The sequence below is a fragment of the Paenarthrobacter sp. Y-19 genome (genome assembly GCF_029223985.1).
Taxonomy (GTDB): domain Bacteria; phylum Actinomycetota; class Actinomycetes; order Actinomycetales; family Micrococcaceae; genus Arthrobacter; species Arthrobacter nicotinovorans.
Genome location: NZ_CP119414.1, coordinates 3,834,376 through 3,855,444, shown reverse-complemented (window position 1 = coordinate 3,855,444; position 21,069 = coordinate 3,834,376). Strand labels below are relative to the sequence as shown.

Genomic DNA, 21,069 nt, shown 5'->3' with positions numbered 1-21,069 from the left:
GCCGATAGCTTGGGAACAGAAAGAAGGCATCGCGGCGAAGGGAGGGGCGCATGGCACGGCGCAGTGTGCAGTTCTGGCGGATCGAGCAACTGAACGGCGCCAATCTCGTCCGTCCGTTCCCAGCGCGCCGCGTGGCCGAAGTCCTGATGAAGGCCCGGGAAGCCGGGACGGACAGACATTTCACCAGTGCGGACGGGACAGTGATGCTTGCCCAGGCGGTAGCAACATCGCCCTATCCGGTGCTGCTTCTCGACCGCGTCCGGGATACCAATCTGCCCAGTGTTGGCGATGCGCTGGGCAGGCGGAAGCCGTTGCCCCTGGGGCCCGGGGATCATTTGCTGGAAACCACCTACTTCGCCTTCCTCAAGCGCAACGTGATGGCTGTGCTTACCACTGGAAACGGCCCCAGGGCGTCCAGGATGGGGGAGTACCTGGAGGGGATGCTGGGATTGGAACCCGTTCTGGTTCCCGTGGTGAGGGAAGACATCGAGGAAATCCTTGACCGGCTGGAGGTGAGCCGTTTCGAGTTTGCCCTGCCCGCCGAGCGTCTGTCGGGAAAGCTGATGGAAGGCGAATGGGCTGACGTTCTGGACAGTGCCTCGCGCCTGATGAACCAAGGAACCTTCCGGATCTCCCTTAGCGTCGGCAGGTCAGGAAGTGCCAATGATAAGCGGCGGATCCGGGAGCGCATTCAACGGTTGATCGATCTTTTCCGCCAGGCAGGTTCCGTGGAGCATTTCGACTACGTGGTGGCGGAGGGAAAGGACTCCCTGACCGGTGACCGCGAGGTGGTGGACCTGCTGAAGGAGCGGTTCATCTCGCACATCGAAGTGGACCCGGACGTCTTCAACGACCCGCAGAAGTCCACCGCGGAGGCCATTGCGATCCTCAACAAGCAGGCCAGGGACAACGAGCCGTTCTTCGCCAGGACGTTGCCGGACGTCAAGGGAACTGCTGACTCCAGTCTGGTACCGGACCTGGTCGCAGGCGGGATGGCCACCGTGCGTGCAGCTCTCGCCGCGGCATTAGTGAGAGCCGAAGGAGCCGGGGAGCCCCAGGACGGGTCGGGTCATGAGCTTGTACGAGGTTGACGTTGACCGCCCTGGCCGCCGCAGGCCGTTGTGGCGTTGGTTCCTGCTGCATCCAACAGCCGACTACCTGTGGGCTGCCTTGGCCCTCACCCTCTGGGTGGGCATCGCTGCCATGGCCGGACAACCTCTCTTGCTGGAACGTGTGGACCCCGGTGCGCGGCGGGCCTTGTTTCAAACCCTGGCCACCTTGGCCGGAGCCACAGCCGGGCTCACCCTCACGAGTGTCTCCATGCTGATCAATGTGCTGGGGAAAAAGTCTGCGCCGGGCCAGCGCGAGCTCCCGCTGGAGAGGCTGTCAGCTACCCACCGCCGCCAGATCGGCGAAGTGTTCCTGTTCGCCATTCCCGGGCTGGGACTTCTGGTGGTTGCAGCGTTGGTCACGGTTGTCCTCGAAGGTGACGCGCGGACGGGCCTGTGGATTCCCGAGGCTGTGACCTTACTGCTGACGTTCGCCTCAGTACTGGCTTTGTTGCGCGTGGCCTGGGCTCTCAGGCGGGTGCTGGCGATCGCAACGGCCTAGCCGCTCCCGCCCCTCCGCCACGTACGCAACGCAACCCTCAGCGCACGCTCAGTGCCTCCGTGAGGGTGCGTCCGTTGACGTAGATCTCGGCCCGCGACGCCCCCGTGGCCGATACAACGGTGTGGGTCAGCTGGGCCTGGATCCGGGGAATGTCGCAGACTCCGGCGGGTCGGAGTGATCCGCTGAGGTTCACCACAACCGTGGATCCACTCATGTAGCCGGAAAGAAATTTCAGCGAAGAGTCCGCGAGCGAGTCGTAGAGAGCAGCGTCGCTGTTCACGGGCATGCCGGCTTCCAGCAAGCGCCCCAGGGCCACGGACAAAGGATCGCCCGGAACTTCCACTCCACGTACCGGAACCAGGCTGTCGTTGCAGCCGAACCGCACGCCGCGCGCCCCGCCGTCGTCGATAGCGACGTAGTACACCGCCGGGCCGGAACCGCCGGAACCCACCGGGACTACCGTGGCCGTCGCTGATGGTTCGGGGGCGCTGGTGCCGGGTTCAGGCGAAGGCTCGACGGCGGGAAGCGGCGTGTTCGTACCCGGTGGGCCGCTGGACGGAGCCGAAGAAGGGGCACGAGCAGCAGTCGCAGTGGGGTCAGGGGATGGTGCTGCAGGAGGCGGTGCCGCTGGGACGGCAACCGAGGGAATCCCCGCAGCCGAGGCAACGGCAGCAGGCGGGTCAGTGGACGGGGCAGGAGCCGCGGACAGGCTGGGTGCGGCAGGCGATGGCAGGGTGACCGTGGGGAGGGAGGTGCGCGTTGGTGACGTGACAGCTTCCGGGGCCGGGGTGCAGCCGGCCAACCAGAGCGCCAAACCGAGGCACGCAGCTGTGATCGCCGTCGTACTCCTGGTTCCCCGTCCGGCATGCATGACAGCCCCGCGCTCCTGTCCGTCCACCTGTACTTCCAACGTTAGGACGGGATCCCGGAGCGCGTAATGCCGCTATGGTGACGGTTCGGACAAGAGTTGATCACGCACCCCGGCGTCGGCCGGAAAGACTGACGGCCGGAAAGACGAATGCCCCCACCCCGCAAGAAGCGGAGCAGGGGCAGGGCAACCGGAAAACTAGGCTGCTGCTTCTTCGTCTTCCTGGGCGGCGGTCAGCGGCTCGAAGATGCCCTTGATCTGCTCTACGACCTCGGCGTCGTCCTTGGGGTGCAGTTCAGCGAAGCGGATCATGGACCCCGGGACGGCCAGCTTCACGTCTTCGAGGACCTTCGCGCCGGCAATGCCGACAGCCTTGCGGGCTTCGTCCTGTGCCCAGACTCCGCCGTACTGGCCGAAGGCGGTTCCGACGACGGCGGTCGGCTTGCCAGAGAGGGCGCCGGCGCCGAAGGGGCGGGACAGCCAGTCGATGGCATTCTTCAGCGAAGCGGGGACAGTGCCGTTGTGCTCGGGGGTGACCAGCAGGATGGTGTCGGCGTCGTTTGCTGCGGCGCGGAGGGCTGCGGCTTCGGCGGGAACCTGGCCTTCGACGTCGATGTCCTCGTTGTAGAACGGGATGTTGCCCAGGGAGTCGTGGATCTGGACGTCAACGTTCTCGGGCGCGTTCAGCTGGATGGCTTCGGCGAGCTTCTTGTTGTGGGAATCGGCGCGGAGGCTGCCGACGAGGGTCAGAACGGTGCTCTTGGACATGCTGTCTCCTTGTGTCTGGCCGGGTCTGTGGGAACCCGGCCTGCGGTTTCTGGGGCTTTGGAGCCTTCACCGATACTAAACGGACTACGGTCCGGTTTCTATTCCCGGGTCTAGAATGTTTCTTGTGAGCTTCATCCCCCTCCAGCCTGACGCGCCCTTGGGGACGCCAGGACTGCCGCACGAACGCAGCGACGCCGCGCGGAACCGCGAGCGCTTGCTGTGCGCTGCCCGTGAGCTGGTGGACGAGTTCGGCGCCGACGCGCTGACCATGGACGCCCTCGCGTGCAAAGCGAAGGTGGGCAAAGGCACCGTCTTCCGGCGGTTTGGCAGCCGGGCCGGGCTCATGATGACCCTGCTCAGTGACGCCGAGTCCGAATTCCAGCGCGGCTTCATGTTCGGGCCTCCGCCGTTGGGCCCGGGCGCGTCGCCAGAAGACCGCTTGGTGGCTTTCGGTGAAGGGCGGATCTATTTCGTCCTGGAAAACGGTGAGCTTCTGAAGGCTGCCGGCGCGGCAACCCGCAACAGATTCGATGTCCCCGCGACGAAGCTTTCGCACCGGCACATGGAGGTCCTGCTGCGGGAGGCGGGCATCGCGGATCCCTGGGTTATGGCCATGTCCCTGACCTACGCCCTGGACCCTGAGCGGATCGTCGACGACGTGCGCGTTCGGGGCATTTCGCCGCGGCGCCTCACGGACTCCTGGCGTGAACTCATCACCCGGCTCCTGAAGACCACCTAGCTCGAAGTTCCCGCTGGGGTCCCGGCTTATGGCTTCCCAAGTGGCGTCGTTGCCGTTTTCGTGACGCAGTCTGCACATAACAATCTGGCTGCAGGCGCGAAACTGGCCGCCCGGAAGCAAAACGTGAAGCAGTTATTGTGGTAGTTTCCTCTTGAATGTGACGCATGCCATACAGGGCTGGTGATCACTGAAGGGGTGTGGGGGACACCAAGAACCCGCTGCATCAATTCGTAGCTGACGCCGGCCACAGCCGGGAACCGCGGAAGGACGAGCTTTGAGATTTGCCACGATTCGGGGCAGCCACCCGACATGCTGAAATATCTGCTGAAGCGCTCAGGCATCTACCTGATCATGATCTTCCTGACCACCAGCGCCGGGTATTTCCTGGCCGTCTCATCGCTTAAACCGGCCGTCCTGGAACAAGAGAAGATCCCCCGGCCAACCCCTGAACAGGTAGCTGCGTCTTTCCGTGGACTGGGCTTGGACCCGGACTTGAACCCTTGGGAACGCTACATCCAGTGGCTCGGTGGCATCGTCACCCGCTGGGACTGGGGCCGCAGCCCAAACGGCGCGTACGTCAACGCAGAGTTCGCGGACCGAGTCATGGTCTCCACCCGGTTGTTCATCGCCTCGATCATCCTGACGTTGATCATCGGAGTGGCGCTGGGCGTTTACTCCGCAGCACGGCAATACAAGTTCCAGGACCGCGCCATCACGTCCTACAGCTACTTGGTCCACATCCTTCCCGCACCCATTGCCTACTTCCTGGTGCAGCTGGGTGCCATCAGCATCAATGAGGCTGTCGGCGAGCGCATCTTCTTCGTGACGGGAATTTCGACGCCGGGAATAGACCCGGGTTGGCCCGCTTTCGTTGACCTTGTGGCCCACTACGCCGTGCCCACCTTCGCGATGACCGTCTTCGGCTGGGCCGGTTACCAAATCGCCCAGCGGCAATACCTCCTGGACAACGTAAACGCAGACTTCGTCCGCACTGCCCGGGCCAAGGGCCTCACCCGCAACCAGGCCATCCGAAAGCATGCGTTGCGTGTCTCGTTCATCCCGGTGGCCCAGAGCATCGCATTCACCATTCCCGCCATCTTCACGGGCGGCTTCTTCGCCGAGGCCATCTTCGCCTGGCCGGGCATCGGCCTGTGGAGCATCCAGTCCATCGGCCTGCAGGACGTCAACGTTGCCACTGCCACGCTGGCCTATGGCTCAGTCATCTTCGCAATCGGCGCCATCCTGGCCGACTTCGCCACCACGCTGGTCGATCCACGAGTGAGGGTCCAGTAATGACAAACATCATTGACCCGATCGCCGAAATCGACGAGTCCCGTGTAGCCGACCAGGACGTGGTCATCGGCAAGTCCCGGATCATCTTCCGTCGCTTCATGCGGAACCGGACCGCCGTCGCCGGTTTGTTCATCTTCCTGGCGCTCTTCCTGTTCTCCCTGTTCGGCGGATTCCTGACTCCATGGGACAAGGACACCATCGATCCTTTGAACATCGGCATGGGTCCGTCGCCGGATCATCTCCTGGGCACCACGCAGGCCGGTATCGACCTCATGGCGCTCATTGTCGAGGGCACCAGGATCTCGATCTTCATCGGCCTGATCGTGGGCGGCGTGTCCGTCGTGATCTCGGCGGTCTACGGCTGCACCATGGCCTTCTTTGGCGGCAAGGTGGATGCCACCATGCTGTTCATCCTGGAGGCGCTCATCATGATGCCCGCCATCCTGGTAGTGGCGGTGGCCACCAGCGGCAGCGGCGGGCTCAAGAACCTTCCCAGCTGGCTGCTGCTGATCGTCGTCCTGCTGTTCTTCAGCTGGATGGGTACCGCCCGCCTGGTGCGCTCGTTGTCGATGTCGCTCATGCAGCGCGACTACGTCAAAGCCGCCAAGTACATGGGGGTCCCGTCCCGCCGCATCGTGTGGCGCCACCTGGTCCCGAACATCGGCTCCTTGCTGGTCCTCGACTTCACCCGAGGCATCACCGGTGCCGTGCTGGCCGAAGTGGCGTTCTCCTTCATCGGCATCGGCATCAAACTCCCTGACGTCAGCCTCGGTGTCCTGATCGGCCAGGCTACGGGCCAGGTGTCCTCCTTCCCGTGGATGTTCTGGGTCCCGCTCACTGTCATGTTCCTGCTGACCGGTTCGCTGGCCATGATGAACGACGGACTCCGTGACGCCTTCGACCCCAGCTCCAGCTCCATCGGCCGGGCGAAGCGGACCAAGCCCCAGACTGCGAAGGTGGCCAACTGATGAGCACCAACACCACTCCCGCCGAGCGCCTCCGCGACGCCGGACTCTACGCCCCCGGCGACGCCGTCCTCAGCGTCCGCGACCTGAACGTCCGCTTCAACTCCGAGAACGGCGTGGTCCACGCTGTCCGAGGCGTCGACTTCGACCTCATGCCAGGCAAGACCCTGGGCATCGTGGGCGAATCCGGCTCCGGCAAGTCCGTGACGTCCATGGCCATCATGGGTCTCCTCCCCGAAACCGCTGACATCACAGGCTCCGTCCGCTACAAGGGCAAGGAACTCCTTGGCCTGAGCGACAAAGCAATGTGCAAGCACCGCGGCAGCGACATCGCCATGGTGTTCCAGGATCCGCTGTCCTCGCTGACGCCCGTCTACACAGTGGGCAACCAAATCATCGAGGCGCTGACGGTCCACAACCCGACCATGAGCAAGCAGGCCAAAGAAGCCCGCGCCGTCGACCTCTTGCGCATGGTGGGGATCCCGAGCCCCAAGGACAGGCTGAAGGCCTTCCCGCACGAGTTCTCCGGTGGTATGCGCCAGCGCGTCATGATCGCCATCGCGATCGCCAACGATCCGCGGGTACTCATCGCTGATGAACCCACGACGGCGCTCGACGTCACCATCCAGGCGCAGGTGCTCGAAGTCCTGCACACCGCGCAGGAGGAGACCGGCGCCGCCGTCGTCATGATCACGCACGACCTCGGCGTGGTCGCCGGCATGGCCGACGACATCATGGTCATGTACGCGGGCAAGCCCGTGGAAACCGGCACTGTGGAGGACATCTACTACAACCCCCGGATGCCCTACACGCTGGGCCTGCTGGGTGCTGTCCCGCGCGTGGATACAGCCACCAAGCAGTCGCTGGTTCCCATCGAGGGGACCCCACCCAACCTCGCGTTGCCGGTGACGGGGTGCTCCTTCGCGGCCCGTTGCCCCATGGTCAGCGACGCCTGCCTGCACGGCGAGCCGGAGCTCATTTCAGTACCCGGATCCGAGACCGGGACGTTGGACCACAAGGCAGCCTGCATCAAATCCGGCGAGCTTTCCGGCAATGCGGACGCGCACCGGATTTTCCATGCGCCGCCCAAACCGGTTTCCAAGTTCGACGGCGTTGCCCGCACCGAACGCGACAAGGTCCTGGAACTCAAGGACGTCAAGAAGCACTTCCCCCTGCTGAAGGGTGCTCTCATCAAACGGCGGATCGGCACGGTCAAGGCCGTGGACGGGCTCAGCTTCGACATCCGCGAGGGCGAGTGCGTCTCCATTGTGGGCGAGTCAGGCTGCGGCAAGACCACCACGCTGTTGGAGATCATGGAATTCCATCCGGACCAGGTGGGCGAAGTGGTCATCGGCGGTGTCAGCAACAAGGTAGCCACCGACCACAAGACCAAAATGGCCATGCGCAAGGAAATGCAGATGGTCTTCCAGGACCCCACGGGTGCCCTGGACCCACGCTTCACCGTGTACGAGGTCCTGGCCGAGCCCCTGGAGAACCTGGGAATGCCCAAGGCCGCCATCAGGAAACGCATCATGGAACTCATGAAGCTGGTGGGCCTGCAGCCTGACCACGTCAACCGCTTCCCCAACCAGTTCTCCGGCGGCCAGCGGCAACGCATCGGCATAGCCCGGGCGCTCGCAGTCAACCCCAAGCTGGTTGTCCTGGACGAACCCGTGTCCGCGCTGGATGTGTCCGTCCAGGCCGGGGTCATCAACTTGCTGGACAAGCTCCGCGCCGAACTTGGCCTCAGCTACCTCATGGTCGCCCACGACCTCTCGGTCGTCCGCCATATCTCGGACCGGGTGGCCGTGATGTACCTGGGCAAGATCGTGGAAACCGGGAACGTGGACGACGTCTTCGACAACCCCCGGCACCCCTACACCCGGGCCCTGCTGTCCGCGATCCCGGTTCCGGACCCGAACCTGGAACGTACCCGCGAACGCATCATCCTGCAGGGTGACCTGCCCAGCCCGCTTGATGCGCCCAAGGGTTGTAACTTCGCTACACGTTGCCCGGTGTTTGCCGCGCTACCTGCCGCAAAGCAGGAGAAGTGCCTTACTCTGGAGCCGCCACTGACTTCCGAGGCGGAGGGCGCGCAGGACTTTGCCTGCTTCTTCCCGGACGGAGAGCTGGATGCCGAGATGCTGGTGGTGCATGCCTGACGACATATGACGCATTGAATAAATCCCTGGTCTCAACTCGCAAAGATATTTCAGTCGTAAACATGAAGGGCAAACCATGAAGAAGTACACGACGATCGGCGGCGTAGCACTCGCAGCAACGCTCATGCTGACCGCTTGCGGCGGGGGAACGCCGTCGGGTCCTGCCTCCCAGAAGGCAGAAGAGAGTGGCGGCGACATCAGCAAACTGATTAGCGTCAACGCCAAAGAAGCAAAGGATCTGGAACAGGGCGGCACGGTCACTTTGGCCGTCGGAAGCATTGGCCCGGACTTCAACGGCTTCTCCAACGTGGGCAACAGCGCTGATACTTCGGCCGTGATGACTCCGGTCAACACCGCTGCGATCAGCAGCGGCGGCATCGGCGGCTGCTGGAAGTTGGACTTCAACGGCAAGGCAGAGCCGAACAAGGACTTCTGCGAATCGGTGACCAGCGAAGTCAAGGACGGCAAGCAGACCATCACCATCAAGGTCAACGACAAGGCGACCTGGAACGATGGCACTCCCATTGATGTGAAGACCTTCGAGAACACGTGGAAGATGCTCCGCGGCGAAGACAAGTCCATCGACATCGTCACCGCTGGTGCCTACGCCTTCGTGGATTCGGTCAAGGCCGGTGCCAACGACAAAGAAGTCATCGTCACCACAACCCAGCCCGTCTTCCCCCTTGAAGGTCTCTTCTTCGGCCTGATCCACCCCGCCATCAATACACCCGAGATTTTCAACAAAGGCTTCGCGGGAGAAATGCACCCTGAATGGATGGCCGGTCCGTTCAAGGTGGAGAACTACGACACCACTGCCAAGACCGTCACGATGGTCCCGAACGACAAATGGTGGGGCCAGAAGCCGGTTCTCGAGAAGGTCATCTGGCGCCAGATGGAGCCGAGCGCAACCATCGCAGCGTTCAAGAATGGTGAGATCGACGCGACGAGCGGCCGTACTCTTGGCCGTTACAAGCAGCTCGAGGGCACCAAGGACGCTGACGTTCGCCGCGGCCAGCGCCTCTTCGCTGGTGGCTTGAACCTGAACGCCAAGCGCCCGGCCTTGACGGACGTTGCCGTGCGTAAGGCAATCTTCACCGCCGTGGACCGCAAGGCCATCCGCGACGTCCGCTTCAACGGCCTGAACTGGTCCGAAGAGAGCTCGGGCTCCATGATGCTCATGCCGTTCTCCGAGTACTACCAGGACAACTACCCCGTGAAGGATACGGGCGCTGAGGCTGCCAAGAAGGTCCTGACTGACGCCGGCTACACGGCCAACGACAAGGGAATCATGGCCAAGGACGGCGTTCCGGTCTCCTTCAAGATCACCAACTTCGGTGACGATCCCACCACGGCTGCAACCTCCCAGACCCTGCAGAAGCAGCTTCAGGCAGCCGGCATGGATGTTGGCATTGACCAGCGCGGTGACGCCGACTTCGGCAAGGTGGTTGGATCCCGCGAGTTCGATGTGACCATCTCCGGTTACACCGTGGGTGCGGACGCAACGGACGCCGTGAAGCAGTACTACGACTCCACCACCAACGAGAACGGCCTGGGCGATGCTGAGCTCGACGCCGAAATCAAGCGCCTTGCCACGATCGCCGACGACACCGAGCGCAACAAGGCGGCCATGGAGGTCGAAAAGAAGCACATGGAGAAGTACTTCTCCATGGGAACCGTGCTGAACGGCCCGGAGATCCAGTTCGTGCACAAGGGCCTGGCCAACTACGGCCCGTCCCTGTTCAAGAGCCTCTCCAACGTTCCGGACTGGACCACCCTCGGCTGGGAAAAGGGCGCCAAGAAGTAGCCCAACAGCCGTAGTTTCCTGAAGGCCGGGAATCTCCCTGAACCTGATCATCGGTTCGCGGAGGTTTCCGGCCTTCGCCGTCCCAATCGCTTGCTCACGTTCCGGGTGCTTGAGCCAATCGCTTGCTCACCCGGTGATGGAGGGTTGCCGGAAAGGGGCTATTACGTGAGCGAGGATCGGTAGCCTAGGGTCATGACTTCCCAGCCGATCCGTACCGCAGTCGCAGGCTTTGGACTTTCAGGCAGTGTCTTCCACTCGCCCTACATCTCCGCCAACCCTGCCTATGAGCTCGCCGTCATCGCCACCTCGGACGCGGAACGGCAGGCCAAGGCCAAGGAACGCTATCCCCGGGCGAAGATCGTCAACACCCCTGCCGACGCCCTGGCCCTCGCCGATGAACTGGACCTCATCGTCCTCGGCACACCGCCCGCAACCCACTACCCGCTTGCTAAAGCCGCGCTGGAAGCCGGGCTCGACGTCGTCGTCGATAAGCCGTTCGTCACCTACAGTGCGCAAGGCGAGGAACTGATCCAGCTGGCAGCCAGGCTGGGCAGGGTCCTCACGGTGTATCAGAACCGGCGCTGGGACGGCGATGCGCTCACCGTGCGGAAACTGCTCGACGCCGGGACGCTGGGTACCGTCACCCGGTTCGAGGTAGGCATGGAGCGGTGGGCGCCGGAAATTGCAAAAGCCTGGAAAGCCGGGGCCACGGTGGAGGACGGCGGTGGAGTCCTGTTCGACCTCGGGACCCACGTCCTGGACCTCGCCCTCCGGTTCTTTGGCCCGGCTACGGTCACCTACTCCGAAATTGCTGCCCGCCGCCCCCAGGAGAACGCCGACGACGACGTCTTCCTTGTCCTCCGGCACGACTCCGGTGTAATCACCCACGTCACCATCAACCTCAATAGCCACCTGCACGGCCCGCGGTTCCGGATCCTGGGCACGCAGGGTGCTTTCGCGAAGTTCGGCACGGACCCCCAGGAGCCGTTTGTCCTGGGTGGCGGGTTGCCCACGGACCCGCAGTACGGCGTCGAGCCTGAAGAGGACTACGGCATCCTGGAGGTGGACGGCCAGCGCTCCACCATCCCCACCGAGCGCGGCGCTTACCCGGAGTTCTATCGCTTCCTCGCGGAAAAGCTCGACGACGGCGGAACCGCCTCCGCGCATCCGGCACCTGTGGATCCGGCGGACTCAGTGGAGGTCCTGAAACTCATTGAGCAGGCCCGGGATCTGGCCCGAAAAAAATAAATCTGCACGAGGCGTAACCTCACCAACGCCCCCAGCGATGTAAAGGGAGTGCGGGCCACGTCCGCACGCTGATCATCCGGCAGCCACCCAACAGCTGCCGGGGCAATCCCAAAATCGTTTGTCGGAGGAATTCATGTCCTTGTTCACTGTCCTTGCCACCAGCAAAGTCGCCGCAGGCGTCCTGGCTGCCGGAGCTGTTGCTGTCGGCGGAACCGGCGTCGCTGCCTTCAATGGCGCTCTTCCCACCGAAATCCAGCAGACCGCCCACGACGTCGTAGGTGCACCTGCCCCCCTCGCTGCCGGAACTGCCGGTGAAGCAGCCGACGCAGCGGAAACTGCCCAGGCCAAGGCGGCAGACGCCGTCGAGACCGCCAAGGCAACAGCGAGTGACGCCGCAGAAGCCGGCAAGGCAACCGCGAAGGATGCCAAGGGCGAAGTCAGCGGCGCTGCCGGTGACGCAATCAACGACGCCAAGGCAGCCCTCGAAGATGCCACGTCGCCTGAAGCATTCGGACTGTGCACTTCCTTCCTCAACGGCGGCTTGAAGGCCGACACCAAGGTTGCCGGCTTCAAGTCACTGACCATTGCTGCCGGTGGCGAGGCCAACGTCGAGGCGCACTGCGAAGCCGTGGTGGAAGCCGGCAAGGCTGCCGGACTCAAGGCTGACGGCAACGCCAAGGCAGACGCCGACGCCGATGCCTCCGTTACGTCCGGACTTCCGGCCACGCCTGCCGTCCCGGCTGTTCCGGCCACTCCCGCAGTGCCCGCCGTGCCTGCAGTCCCGGCTGTACCGTCGCTGCCTACCCAGGTCCCCACTGAGCTGCCGGCTGTTCACGGAGCACCCGTCGATTCTGTCCGCTAAGCGGAAAACGGCTACGGTTTAAAGGCAGGGCTCCTTGGCTTGATGACAAGGAGCCCTGCCTCATAACGCGGGATGGGAGGCGTCCACGGGTGCTTGAACCCTTGGCTGATGAATATGTGCAGGCGGATCACGATGATCCCGCGCTGCTCTTCACTGCTGCCTACAACGCCTTCTCCGGACCGGTCTTTGGCTATCTCAAAGCACGCGGCGTGGACGATCCCGAGGCCGTAACGCAGGACGTCTTCCTTGCCCTCTACCCCAAACTGGAGACCCTCCACGGCGGGTTGCAGGGAGCCAAGACATTGCTGTTCACCATTGCGCACGCCCGGCTGGTGGATCACTACCGGAAGCGCGAACGTACCCCCGATTCCACGCCGTACGAGGCCGACTTCGACACCCGGCGCTCACCGTCGGCCGAAGAGCAGGCATTCGGAAGGGCGTCCGGCCTGGGGGTTACGGAACTTTTGGAGGACCTGACCGAGGATTATCGGGAGGTCCTGGCACTGCGGGTCGTTGCTGACCTGTCGGTGGAAGAAACTGCGGACATCATGGGCAAATCCCAAGGGTCCGTGAAACAGCTGCAGCGCAGGGCATTGGGCGCATTGAAGAAACGTGCGCTACTAAGGAACGGCACATCATGAGCAAATACACCGCACCCGGTCGCGGCAAGGACCAGCAGGCCATCGATTCCCTGCTGGCCGACGCCGGGCTTGAGGGCAGCACGGACCTCCGCAGCGAACTTCTCGAGCTGCGCTCCCTGGCCGACACTGCTCCAATTCCGTCCGAGGCCGTTCGTGCGCTGATGGCGGGTGGGGCGATGGTTACCAGACCCGCTGCCGTAACGCCGCAAGTCCCGGCACCCGAGCAAACCCCGGCAACAGATGAGTTGGCTGCACGGCGGTGGAAGAAGAGGCGCGCAGCCATTGCGGGCCTCGCCGTGGCGGTGTCGCTGGCCGGTGGCGCCACAGCGGCTGCCGCCTCCGAGGGCGGGATTCCCGGAGCTTTCCAGCATCTTGGCGCGGCCATCGGTTCGGTGGTTTCACAACTGGCTCCCGGCGCGGGCAATGCGCCGCAACCCGCCGCTCCTGCGGGATCGACCCCGGAACCCGGCCCTGCACATCAGGACAGCCAACCGGCAGTGGTTCCGGGACAGGCCAGCCCCAGCCCGGCGGATCCCGGGAACCCCGACGGGATACCTCACCCTGAACCGCACCCGGCGACGCCCGGAAACCCATCCCAGGATCCCAAGAGCCCGTCGCAGCCCGACCCCGGCAAGCGTGTGCTCCCCACGGCTCCCTCGTTGCCGGTCACGCCTCCGGAGATCGACCCCTCAAAGCTTGATCCCTCGAAGCTCGGGCCATCGGACATCCCCGTCCCGGTCCCGTCCCAGCTGATTCCCCCGGTCCCGGAAGCCCCGAAAGTCCCAGCGAAGTGACAGTTAATGCCAAATGTTCCTCGGGAACATTGGCATTAACTGTCACTCGGCAGGCGTTAAACCACGACGGCGGGGTGCGGCTTCACGTGGAGCCGCACCCCGCCGTCGTGGTTGGCTGCTTAGGCGGAGACCAGGCTGTGCCAGTCGTTGACGAGGGGCAGGTTGTGCGCCTCGGAAACGGAGTGGTGTGCCACGTGGCCTGCGGCGATGTTGAGGCCGGCGGCCAGGGCGGGGTCGCGGTCGAAGGCGGCCTTGACGCCCAGGTTGGCCAGTGCCACGGCGTAGCGCAGGGTGACGTTGGTCAGTGCGTACGTGGAGGTGTTCGGAACAGCGCCAGGCATGTTGGCAACGCAGTAGAAGATCGAATTGTGGACCTTGTACGTCGGTTCCTGGTGGGTGGTGGGGTGCGTGTCCTCGAAGCAGCCGCCCTGGTCCACTGCGATGTCCACCAAGACCGAGCCCGGCTTCATGCGGGATACGAGGTCGTTGGTGACCAGCTTGGGAGCCTTGGCGCCCGGGATCAGGACGGAGCCGATCACGAGATCTGCGTCGATGACTGACTTCTCGATCTCGTAGGCGTTGGAGGCCACGGTCTTCAGGCGGCCCTGGTAGAGGGCGTCCAGTTCGCGCAGCCGGTTGATGTTGATGTCCATGATGGTGACATCAGCACCAAGGCCCAGCGCCATGGCGGCAGCGTTGGTTCCCGCAACGCCGGCGCCGAGGACAACAACTTTGGCCGGACGGACGCCCGGTACGCCGCCCAGGAGGACACCCTTGCCGCCGGCCGGAGCCATCAGCGAGGAAGCGCCCACAACTACGGAGAGGCGGCCCGCGACCTCGGACATCGGGGCGAGCAGGGGAAGGGTGCGGCCTTCCTGTACGGTTTCGTACGCGATGGCCGTGACGCCTGAGTTGATGAGCTCTGCGGTGAGCTCGGGCTCTGCGGCGAGGTGCAGGTAGGTGAAGAGGATGAGGCCCTTGCGGAAGCGGTGGTACTCGGCCGCGATGGGTTCCTTGACCTTCATCACCATGTCCGCGCGGCCCCAGACGTCATCGGCTTCGTTGACGATTTCGGCGCCGGCGATCGAGTATTCCTCGTCGGTGATGCCCGAGCCGAGGCCTGCGCCGCGCTCAACCAGAACGGTGTGTCCGTGGGTGCGGAATTCGTGGACGCCGGCGGCCGTGATGGCTACGCGGAACTCGTTGTTCTTGATTTCTTTGGGGACGCCGATGATCATTTGCTGGCTCCATCGTTAGCGGCCTGTTCGGCCGAATATTTGCTGCGGGCTGTGATTCCAGAATAAATCCGGCTGTGAGGCAGGCGACATGGATTCCCAACCGGCCCGGGATCAAAACCCCGGAAATTCAAGGAACTCCTGCCGTCAAGCTCGACATTTGTCGAGCACCAAGGCGTCAGGTGTCGCCTGCTGTTGGTACGCTTTCCGGATGCAGCAAGACGTGGAACAGATCGTTGAACGCGTAGCACTGAAGCTCGGCCGCGGACTGTCCTTGGAGGACCTCGACGGCGTTCTTCTCGCCTACAGTTCCAACCAATCCCACGCAGACCGCGTCCGGGTGAATTTCCTGCTCAGCAAGCGCGTCCCCAGCGACGTCAGCGCCTGGCAGCTCTCGCACGGCATCTCCACCGCCGTGCGCCCCGTGGTGGTGCCCGCCAACGACGAACTCGGGATGCTCGGCCGCGTCTGTGTCCCCTTGTTGGTCCGCGGTTTCCGTGTGGGGTACTTGTGGGTGCAACAGGACCTTGAGGAGCAAAGCGCGACGGCGATCCTCGCCCAGTTGCCCGGCGTCCGGGACGAACTGGACCTGTTGGCGGGCTTGCTCCTGGACTCGAACACGGCCGAGTCCGAGTTCCGGCGCCGGCGTGAGCAGGAGTTCCTCTCGGCCTGTGGCGGCGAATCGAACGCCGTGGCGGCCGTCGCGGGGTGGAAGGAGATCCAAGGCCGCGGCCCGTGGCAACTGGTGACGATCCTTGACGCCGAAGGTGCCCGGTCCGACGTCGATCCCATCGCGGCAACCCTCACGCACCGAACAGCCGCGCTGCAGTCCACCATCGGCGTGAACGCGGCTTTGTTCAGCGCGGGCACGGAAACCCACTCGGTGGTCCTGTTCCGGGAATCCGGAGGACGGGCAGACCACGCGCAGGTCCTGGTCCATTACCAGCTTGAGCTCGCAAAGCGTGCCGGCCGGACCGTGGACCGCGTCATCCTGGGGATCAGCGAACCTTTCCAGGTGATCAGGCAGCTCGCGGGGGCGTACCGGCAGTCCAAGGTTGCTGCGCAGGCGGCGGCCGTGGATGCGCAGCTCGGGGAACTGGTGGACAGCCGTTCCGTGGGCGTGTACCAGCTCTTTGACCGCCTGCTGGCACCGGGCGGCTGGGACGATACCGGCTCGGTGCATTTCCGGACGCTTGAGGACCAGGACAAAAACGGCGAGCTCCTGCCGGTCCTGGAGCTTCTCTACGACAACGACAGTGCCGTGCAGGATGTCGCCGCGAAACTTCACCTCCACAGGAGCAGCATCTACAACAGGCTCGGACGCATCCGCCAGCTCATCGGTGCTGATCCCTTGAACGGTGCCATCCGGCTTGAACTGCATGCTGCCTTGAAGGCGCGGCGCTGGGCCGGCAGGCCGCGGATCTGAGCCGGACCGCGGATCTAAGCCCGGACCCGCGGATCTAAGCACCGGCAAGACTCAACGTAAGAAACAGATAAGGCAGGTACCCGCGCGGGTACCTGCCTTATCTGATGCCGATGCGCTTGCCTGGCCGTTCGCGGGGGACGCGTCAGGAGCGCCTCAGCCGCTGGCAACTCCAGCGGCCCAAACGGCGCCTGAACGTTGCCGTGCGGCTGCTGCTGCAGTACCGCCCGTGCCAGCCGGTGTGCACGTTGGTGCGGGGCAACCGCGTGCTCACTGCAGTGCCTTCTGTGCGGCGTCAAGGAGCGATTCCAAGGTGGACGCCTGCGGCTGAGGCGACGTGCCTGCGGTGGGCTTGCCGGTGGGCCGGGGCTTTGCCGTTTGCGTTCCCGTCGGTGTTGGCGTCGGGGTCGGCGTGGGAGTGGTGGTCGGCGTCGGCGTCGTGGTGGGCGTCGGTGTTGCCGGCGGTGTCGTGATCGTGTCCGAGGGCACGTCGCCGGGCGCCGGCGCAGGTTGGGTCGGAGCCGGAGTGCCGGCTACGGGGGACGGCGCTGCGACTGCCGGGGCGGACGCCGAGGGGACCCAGACAGGGGCTGCCAGGGAGACGTGCGGTGAAGGAACCGACGACGGCGAAACCGCCACAGGCGCTTCTGGAACCGTCGCCTCCGGTACCGTCGCCGGTTGGCCTGCTTCGGATGACGATTGACCCGACGACGACGGGGAGGACGCTGTGGTGTAGGAAGCCCGGGGCGCAGGGGCTGCCGAGCCCGGTTGGCGGTCCTCGCCACTCTGGCCGCCGCTGGCTTCCTGGGCCGGACTTTCCTGACCGAAGAACGGAAGCTCCAGTGCCTGCCCGACGGTTCCCGCAGTCAGTACCAGGCCCAGCGCTCCGGCAACCACTGCCATGCGCTGGCTCATGTGTTTCACCGACGCTGCTTTCCGCAGAACAGCTTGGGGTTCGCGGCCAAATGAGGAGGTGGTGCCGAGGGTTGATGCCGTCACCGGCGGAGGTGTCTTGCGGGATGCCGCCGGGGACGGGGCGGCCGCTTCGGCTCCGGCTTCCCCGCGGGTGGCTGCCTTGCGGGCGGCAACCACGGGAATGGCTGACGTGGGAGGCCCTGGTGTGGTGGATGCCGGAGCTGCGGCCCGCGCGGCTTCGACTACCGGAATCGCTGCGGTTGCCGGCTCCGGAAGCGCAGGGGCTGCCTTCGGCTCGGCAGGGGCGATCACAGCCCTTGCCGCACGCTCACGCTCAGCGGCCCGGGCCGCAGCCCGCGTGGTGGGCGCAGCCGTAGCGGGTGATGCCGGAGTGGGTGCCGTTACGGTGGGGATCGCCGTCGTGGCTGGTTCCGGGGATCCGCTGGGTTGGGCCCGACGGCGTCCGGTTGGCTTGGTGCGCTCGCGCTCGAGTTGCGCGCGGCGTGGGTTATCCATGGTTGGGGACATGGTTGTGCCTCTCAACGCCTGCGAGGTTAGCTGTCGGGTTCGGACGAGGCCGTCCGGCCGCGCGTGGCGGCTTCACCCCAAGGGCTTGCGGAGAAAACAAGCCCGGGAAACTGTGGGTCCCCCGTCTCTGCCGCGGGTCTGGCGGATCCTGGATTGCGGCAGAGCCCGGCGTCAATCCAGAAGCGGCCCAGCGGAGATCGGGTCGCCCTACGACCGTACAGGAGGCGGAAAGTAAAGTCACATTAATGTAACGGGCGGTAGTTCTGCCCCCGCGGGAGGGGGCTACCGCTTAGGCTTCGGGGCCGGTGCGGGGGCGGGGAGTTCGTGTTCGATTTTCCGGACCTGGTGGGCCTGATGTGTGGCAGGGCGGAAGACTTCGTCTGCGATCCCCAGCAAGCCGCCTGCTGCGGCCCGCCGGACGCCGCGCTTGTTCTCCCGCGCAATCCAGTACCAAAGCGCGCCCATGAGCGCGGGAGCTCCGAGCACTGCTGCCAACACGGCTAAGATGTCCATCCGCCAACACTAGCCTTGGGCACGTACTGGCCGGTAGACATGAGCTATGGACCTACCAGTGATGCCGCCCGTTTCGCCCATGCTCGCCAAGTCCGTCCCGAACATCCCCGACGTTGGGCATTACGAGCCCAAATGGGACGGATTCCGGACCATCGTCTTCAAGGACGGGGACGACATCGTCCTGGGCAGCCGCAACGAAAAGCCCATGACCCGCTACTTCCCGGAGCTGGTGGAAGCGCTGAAGAAGAACCTTCCGGACAAGTGCGTTGTAGACGGCGAGATCATCCTGATCCAGGGCAACAGGCTTGAGTTCGACGTGCTGCAGCAGCGAATCCATCCCGCGGACAGCCGGGTTCGGATGCTTGCGGAGAAGACGCCTGCGTCCCTGGTGGCGTTCGACCTGCTTGCCCTCGGCGACGAGGATCTGACCGGCCGGCCCTTCGCCGAGCGGCGCGCGGCCTTGGAGAAAGCCCTCGCCGACGCCCGGCCTCCTGTGTACGTAACGCCTGCGGTGACGGACCTGGGGCGCGCCAAGGAATGGTTCGTGCAGCTTGAGGGAGCAGGCCTCGACGGCGTGCTGTCGAAACCGCTCGACGGCACCTACCAGCCGAACAAGCGGGTGATGTTCAAGACGAAGCATGAGCGGACAGCCGATTGCGTGGTGGCCGGGTTCCGTTGGCACAAGACCGCGAAAGTTGTGGGGTCGATGCTCCTGGGGCTCTACGACGACTCCGGCCGGCTTCATCACGTCGGCGTCGTGGCGTCATTCCCCATGGCAAAGCGGGAGGCGTTGGTGGCGGAGCTTGAGCCCTATCAAGTGGAGCTCGGCGACCATCCGTGGGGCGAGTGGGCCAAGCAGGACGATTCGCCCGGGGGGTCACGGATGCCCGGGGCGCAGAGCAGGTGGAGCGCCGGAAAGGACTTCTCCTTTGTGCCGCTGCGCCCCGAACTGGTGATCGAGGTGGCCTACGACTACATGGAGGGTGACCGGTTCCGCCACACGACGCAGTTCCGTCGGTGGCGGCCGGACCGGACTCCTGAAAGTTGCACGTACTCGCAGCTGGAAGAGCCTGCGGAGTACGACCTTGGGGAGATCCTGAGCCTGCCGTAGTGGCCCGGCGGGGAACTACTCCTCGTGCCCCTGGTCGCTGCTCATGCTGCCTTCGGCGGGCGGGGTTTCTCCCGGGGGCACGCCGCCGCCTGGCTCGAGGCCTGTGACGTTTCCATCCAGGGGGTCGGGATTGGCCGAGGAAGCGGGGTCGTCGTCCTCGTCCTGGCGCATGTCGGGATCTTCGTGGATGCTGTCCGCGTCGGCGGTAGTGTCGATGGGTCCACTGGCGCCGCTCACGCCGAAGGTCCGGGGATCGTCTTCCGGGTCATAGCTGGTCATGGTGAGCCCTTTCGTAAGTAAGCTTACTAATTAGCTTGCTCCGCCAGCCTATCCGGGACGGGCCGCGCCAACAAGGCCGTCCGCAGAGGTGCCCGTGCCGGTGCGGCTCCCGGTGTCTCGGCGTCCTGCTTGCTCAGCGGTGCCGGGTGGTGGCGTTGACGAAGCTGCGGATGGCGTCCGCCACGGCTTTGGGGCGCATGTGCTGGGCAACGTGGCCGACGCCGGGAATTTCCACCAGGCGCCCTTGGGCCACCGCCCGCGAAAGCCTCAAGGACCAATCCGGTCCGGCAACATGGTCGCGGCTTCCCCGGAGAACCAGGACCGGGACATCGATGCCGGACAGCCGATCCAGGGTCGGGTACTTCATCATCACGGGCAGTTCGGTGACGTACCAGCGCGGTCCGCACCGGAAGTAGTCCCCCATGACGATCCAGTTGGACGAAGGACTCTCGCGGAGGATGCCATCCAGCGTCAGGGCAATCGACTGCTGCATCACGTTCTTGTGCCGCGAATCGACAACCGGCCCCATGAGCACAAGCTGCCGTGCACTTTCCGGCCGGTGCAGTGCAGCCTCAATGGCGAACTGCACCCCCATGGAGTGGCCTACCAAAATGTAGGAGTCGATGCCGCGGGATGCCAGGGCCCCGGCAATGAAGGCGCCGTAGTCCTCGACCTGGAGTTGCCTGCCGGGTCGGGGAGTGCCGCCGAAGCCCGGCAGGTCGAAGGAGTACGTGGGCGCATGCGCCGCCAGCACGGCGTGCAGTCGTGCCAGGTACCGGTGGGAAACCCCGATGCCGTGGATCAGGATGTAGGCAGGCTTCTCTGCCGACCCGGCCCCGGCGGCGGACCCGGGTTCGGGAGACCCCTCGGTCCAGAAGATGCGTCCGGTGAGGCCATGGGCCTCTATGTCGGAGGACAGTAGCGCGCTCATGCGGGACAAATGACGGAAAAGTACCTTGAGGCCATACAGCTATTGAACAGCATGCTGTCGGTTTCGGAGGGCTCGCCGGTGCGAGCTAGTCCCGCGCGGCGTCGTCCGATTCATTGGAGTCGGCCGGCCGCGCATCAGCTGCCTTCGCAGCGTCAGCCGCCTCCCGGCGTCGTGCGATTTTCGATTCGGTCCACATGGTGACCGCCACGAACACCGTGCACGCGAACATGAAGGTGGCCACAAAGTTCAATCCCATGGCTGAGCCCAAGGGTATGGCAAGGGCAAGCGCAGCCAAACCGGCCACGATATGCCACCCTTTGAAATTGCCCACCGATCAAGCGTAACCCCGGGCTTTACAGGTCCCCGCCTGTTGGCTGGG

Annotated in this window: 21 protein-coding genes and 1 riboswitch; of the genes, 13 read left to right on the top strand and 8 right to left on the bottom strand. The window is 64.6% G+C overall.

The window, feature by feature from the left end:
- Positions 1-50 precede the first annotated feature (50 nt).
- Together PYR64_RS18025 and PYR64_RS18020 are read left to right on the top strand one after the other, a co-directional pair.
- Complete coding sequence (locus tag PYR64_RS18025) at positions 51-1,091, top strand: hypothetical protein (RefSeq protein ID WP_275776801.1); 1,041 nt, start codon at positions 51-53, stop codon at positions 1,089-1,091.
- Positions 1,072-1,611 carry a hypothetical protein gene (locus tag PYR64_RS18020; protein WP_110506035.1) on the top strand — a complete coding sequence of 180 codons (540 nt, stop codon included), beginning with the start codon at positions 1,072-1,074 and terminating at the stop codon, positions 1,609-1,611. Before PYR64_RS18025 ends, PYR64_RS18020 begins: the two co-directional genes overlap by 20 nt.
- Positions 1,612-1,648: 37 nt before the next feature.
- On the opposite strand, the gene PYR64_RS18015 is transcribed toward PYR64_RS18020, so the two are convergent.
- Both PYR64_RS18015 and PYR64_RS18010 read right to left on the bottom strand, forming a co-directional pair.
- Positions 1,649-2,509: a GerMN domain-containing protein gene (locus PYR64_RS18015; protein WP_275776798.1), complete on the bottom strand. Its 861-nt coding sequence runs from the start codon at positions 2,507-2,509 to the stop codon at positions 1,649-1,651.
- A gap of 168 nt (positions 2,510-2,677) precedes the next feature.
- Positions 2,678-3,247 carry an NAD(P)H-dependent oxidoreductase gene (locus PYR64_RS18010; RefSeq protein ID WP_018779846.1) on the bottom strand — a complete coding sequence of 190 codons (570 nt, stop codon included), beginning with the start codon at positions 3,245-3,247 and terminating at the stop codon, positions 2,678-2,680.
- Between the two features lie 124 nt (positions 3,248-3,371).
- Here PYR64_RS18010 and PYR64_RS18005 point away from each other — a divergent pair, with 124 nt between their 5' ends.
- From PYR64_RS18005 to PYR64_RS17965, 9 genes are all read left to right on the top strand, one after another.
- Positions 3,372-3,986 (top strand): TetR/AcrR family transcriptional regulator, encoded by a 615-nt coding sequence (locus tag PYR64_RS18005; RefSeq protein WP_055973619.1) that lies wholly within the window; start codon positions 3,372-3,374, stop codon positions 3,984-3,986.
- 309 nt (positions 3,987-4,295) lie between these two features.
- Positions 4,296-5,279: an ABC transporter permease gene (locus PYR64_RS18000; RefSeq protein WP_018779848.1), complete on the top strand. Its 984-nt coding sequence runs from the start codon at positions 4,296-4,298 to the stop codon at positions 5,277-5,279.
- Positions 5,279-6,247 carry an ABC transporter permease gene (locus PYR64_RS17995; RefSeq protein WP_018779849.1) on the top strand — a complete coding sequence of 323 codons (969 nt, stop codon included), beginning with the start codon at positions 5,279-5,281 and terminating at the stop codon, positions 6,245-6,247. The genes PYR64_RS18000 and PYR64_RS17995 overlap by 1 nt, the downstream gene beginning before the upstream one ends.
- Entirely contained in the window at positions 6,247-8,406 is a 2,160-nt protein-coding gene (locus tag PYR64_RS17990; RefSeq protein WP_018779850.1) for an ABC transporter ATP-binding protein, read from the top strand. Before PYR64_RS17995 ends, PYR64_RS17990 begins: the two co-directional genes overlap by 1 nt.
- 76 nt (positions 8,407-8,482) lie before the next feature.
- The gene (locus PYR64_RS17985; protein ID WP_275776794.1) at positions 8,483-10,210 is read left to right on the top strand and encodes an ABC transporter family substrate-binding protein; all 1,728 of its coding nucleotides are present in this window, start codon (positions 8,483-8,485) and stop codon (positions 10,208-10,210) included.
- Between the two features lie 192 nt (positions 10,211-10,402).
- Entirely contained in the window at positions 10,403-11,458 is a 1,056-nt protein-coding gene (locus PYR64_RS17980) for a Gfo/Idh/MocA family oxidoreductase (RefSeq protein ID WP_275776792.1), read from the top strand.
- Positions 11,459-11,591: 133 nt separating this feature from the next.
- Entirely contained in the window at positions 11,592-12,320 is a 729-nt protein-coding gene (locus PYR64_RS17975) for a hypothetical protein (protein ID WP_275776790.1), read from the top strand.
- Positions 12,321-12,409: 89 nt separating this feature from the next.
- On the top strand, positions 12,410-12,961 hold the full coding sequence (locus PYR64_RS17970; RefSeq protein WP_018779854.1) for a sigma-70 family RNA polymerase sigma factor: 552 nt from the start codon (positions 12,410-12,412) through the stop codon (positions 12,959-12,961).
- On the top strand, positions 12,958-13,755 hold the full coding sequence (locus PYR64_RS17965) for a hypothetical protein (RefSeq protein WP_275776786.1): 798 nt from the start codon (positions 12,958-12,960) through the stop codon (positions 13,753-13,755). Before PYR64_RS17970 ends, PYR64_RS17965 begins: the two co-directional genes overlap by 4 nt.
- A 119-nt stretch (positions 13,756-13,874) precedes the next feature.
- On the opposite strand, the gene ald is transcribed toward PYR64_RS17965, so the two are convergent.
- Positions 13,875-14,993, bottom strand: coding sequence for an alanine dehydrogenase (ald, locus tag PYR64_RS17960; protein WP_275776784.1), 1,119 nt, complete (start codon positions 14,991-14,993; stop codon positions 13,875-13,877).
- Positions 14,994-15,201: 208 nt separating this feature from the next.
- Between ald and PYR64_RS17955 the strand changes: the two genes are divergently transcribed.
- On the top strand, positions 15,202-16,416 hold the full coding sequence (locus tag PYR64_RS17955; RefSeq protein WP_275776782.1) for a helix-turn-helix domain-containing protein: 1,215 nt from the start codon (positions 15,202-15,204) through the stop codon (positions 16,414-16,416).
- 267 nt (positions 16,417-16,683) lie between these two features.
- On the opposite strand, the gene PYR64_RS17950 is transcribed toward PYR64_RS17955, so the two are convergent.
- Together PYR64_RS17950 and PYR64_RS17945 are read right to left on the bottom strand one after the other, a co-directional pair.
- The gene (locus PYR64_RS17950) at positions 16,684-17,844 is read right to left on the bottom strand and encodes a hypothetical protein (protein ID WP_275776781.1); all 1,161 of its coding nucleotides are present in this window, start codon (positions 17,842-17,844) and stop codon (positions 16,684-16,686) included.
- A 15-nt stretch (positions 17,845-17,859) separates the two neighbouring features.
- Positions 17,860-18,010, bottom strand: a riboswitch (cyclic di-AMP (ydaO/yuaA leader).
- A 128-nt stretch (positions 18,011-18,138) separates the two neighbouring features.
- Positions 18,139-18,369 (bottom strand): hypothetical protein, encoded by a 231-nt coding sequence (locus PYR64_RS17945; protein WP_275776779.1) that lies wholly within the window; start codon positions 18,367-18,369, stop codon positions 18,139-18,141.
- A 46-nt stretch (positions 18,370-18,415) separates the two neighbouring features.
- Here PYR64_RS17945 and PYR64_RS17940 point away from each other — a divergent pair, with 46 nt between their 5' ends.
- Positions 18,416-19,480 carry an ATP-dependent DNA ligase gene (locus PYR64_RS17940; protein ID WP_275776777.1) on the top strand — a complete coding sequence of 355 codons (1,065 nt, stop codon included), beginning with the start codon at positions 18,416-18,418 and terminating at the stop codon, positions 19,478-19,480.
- Between the two features lie 15 nt (positions 19,481-19,495).
- On the opposite strand, the gene PYR64_RS17935 is transcribed toward PYR64_RS17940, so the two are convergent.
- The 3 genes from PYR64_RS17935 to PYR64_RS17925 all read right to left on the bottom strand — a co-directional run bounded on the left by PYR64_RS17935 (position 19,496) and on the right by PYR64_RS17925 (position 21,021).
- Positions 19,496-19,759 carry a DUF6480 family protein gene (locus tag PYR64_RS17935; protein WP_018780195.1) on the bottom strand — a complete coding sequence of 88 codons (264 nt, stop codon included), beginning with the start codon at positions 19,757-19,759 and terminating at the stop codon, positions 19,496-19,498.
- 133 nt (positions 19,760-19,892) lie between these two features.
- Positions 19,893-20,690 carry an alpha/beta hydrolase gene (locus PYR64_RS17930; RefSeq protein ID WP_018780194.1) on the bottom strand — a complete coding sequence of 266 codons (798 nt, stop codon included), beginning with the start codon at positions 20,688-20,690 and terminating at the stop codon, positions 19,893-19,895.
- A gap of 85 nt (positions 20,691-20,775) precedes the next feature.
- Positions 20,776-21,021, bottom strand: a complete 246-nt coding sequence (locus tag PYR64_RS17925) for a hypothetical protein (RefSeq protein WP_018780193.1) — start codon at positions 21,019-21,021, stop codon at positions 20,776-20,778.
- Positions 21,022-21,069: the final 48 nt, after the last annotated feature.

Coding starts and splice junctions, on each gene's coding strand:
- PYR64_RS18025 (WP_275776801.1), top strand. CDS start 51: ATGGCACGGCGCAGTGTGCAGTTCTGGCGGATCGAGCAACTGAACGGC.
- PYR64_RS18020 (WP_110506035.1), top strand. CDS start 1,072: ATGAGCTTGTACGAGGTTGACGTTGACCGCCCTGGCCGCCGCAGGCCG.
- PYR64_RS18010 (WP_018779846.1), bottom strand. CDS start 3,247: ATGTCCAAGAGCACCGTTCTGACCCTCGTCGGCAGCCTCCGCGCCGAT.
- PYR64_RS18000 (WP_018779848.1), top strand. CDS start 4,296: ATGCTGAAATATCTGCTGAAGCGCTCAGGCATCTACCTGATCATGATC.
- PYR64_RS17995 (WP_018779849.1), top strand. CDS start 5,279: ATGACAAACATCATTGACCCGATCGCCGAAATCGACGAGTCCCGTGTA.
- PYR64_RS17990 (WP_018779850.1), top strand. CDS start 6,247: ATGAGCACCAACACCACTCCCGCCGAGCGCCTCCGCGACGCCGGACTC.
- PYR64_RS17985 (WP_275776794.1), top strand. CDS start 8,483: ATGAAGAAGTACACGACGATCGGCGGCGTAGCACTCGCAGCAACGCTC.
- PYR64_RS17980 (WP_275776792.1), top strand. CDS start 10,403: ATGACTTCCCAGCCGATCCGTACCGCAGTCGCAGGCTTTGGACTTTCA.
- PYR64_RS17975 (WP_275776790.1), top strand. CDS start 11,592: ATGTCCTTGTTCACTGTCCTTGCCACCAGCAAAGTCGCCGCAGGCGTC.
- PYR64_RS17965 (WP_275776786.1), top strand. CDS start 12,958: ATGAGCAAATACACCGCACCCGGTCGCGGCAAGGACCAGCAGGCCATC.
- ald (WP_275776784.1), bottom strand. CDS start 14,993: ATGATCATCGGCGTCCCCAAAGAAATCAAGAACAACGAGTTCCGCGTA.
- PYR64_RS17955 (WP_275776782.1), top strand. CDS start 15,202: ATGCAGCAAGACGTGGAACAGATCGTTGAACGCGTAGCACTGAAGCTC.
- PYR64_RS17950 (WP_275776781.1), bottom strand. CDS start 17,844: ATGGATAACCCACGCCGCGCGCAACTCGAGCGCGAGCGCACCAAGCCA.
- PYR64_RS17945 (WP_275776779.1), bottom strand. CDS start 18,369: ATGGACATCTTAGCCGTGTTGGCAGCAGTGCTCGGAGCTCCCGCGCTC.
- PYR64_RS17940 (WP_275776777.1), top strand. CDS start 18,416: ATGGACCTACCAGTGATGCCGCCCGTTTCGCCCATGCTCGCCAAGTCC.
- PYR64_RS17935 (WP_018780195.1), bottom strand. CDS start 19,759: ATGACCAGCTATGACCCGGAAGACGATCCCCGGACCTTCGGCGTGAGC.
- PYR64_RS17930 (WP_018780194.1), bottom strand. CDS start 20,690: ATGAGCGCGCTACTGTCCTCCGACATAGAGGCCCATGGCCTCACCGGA.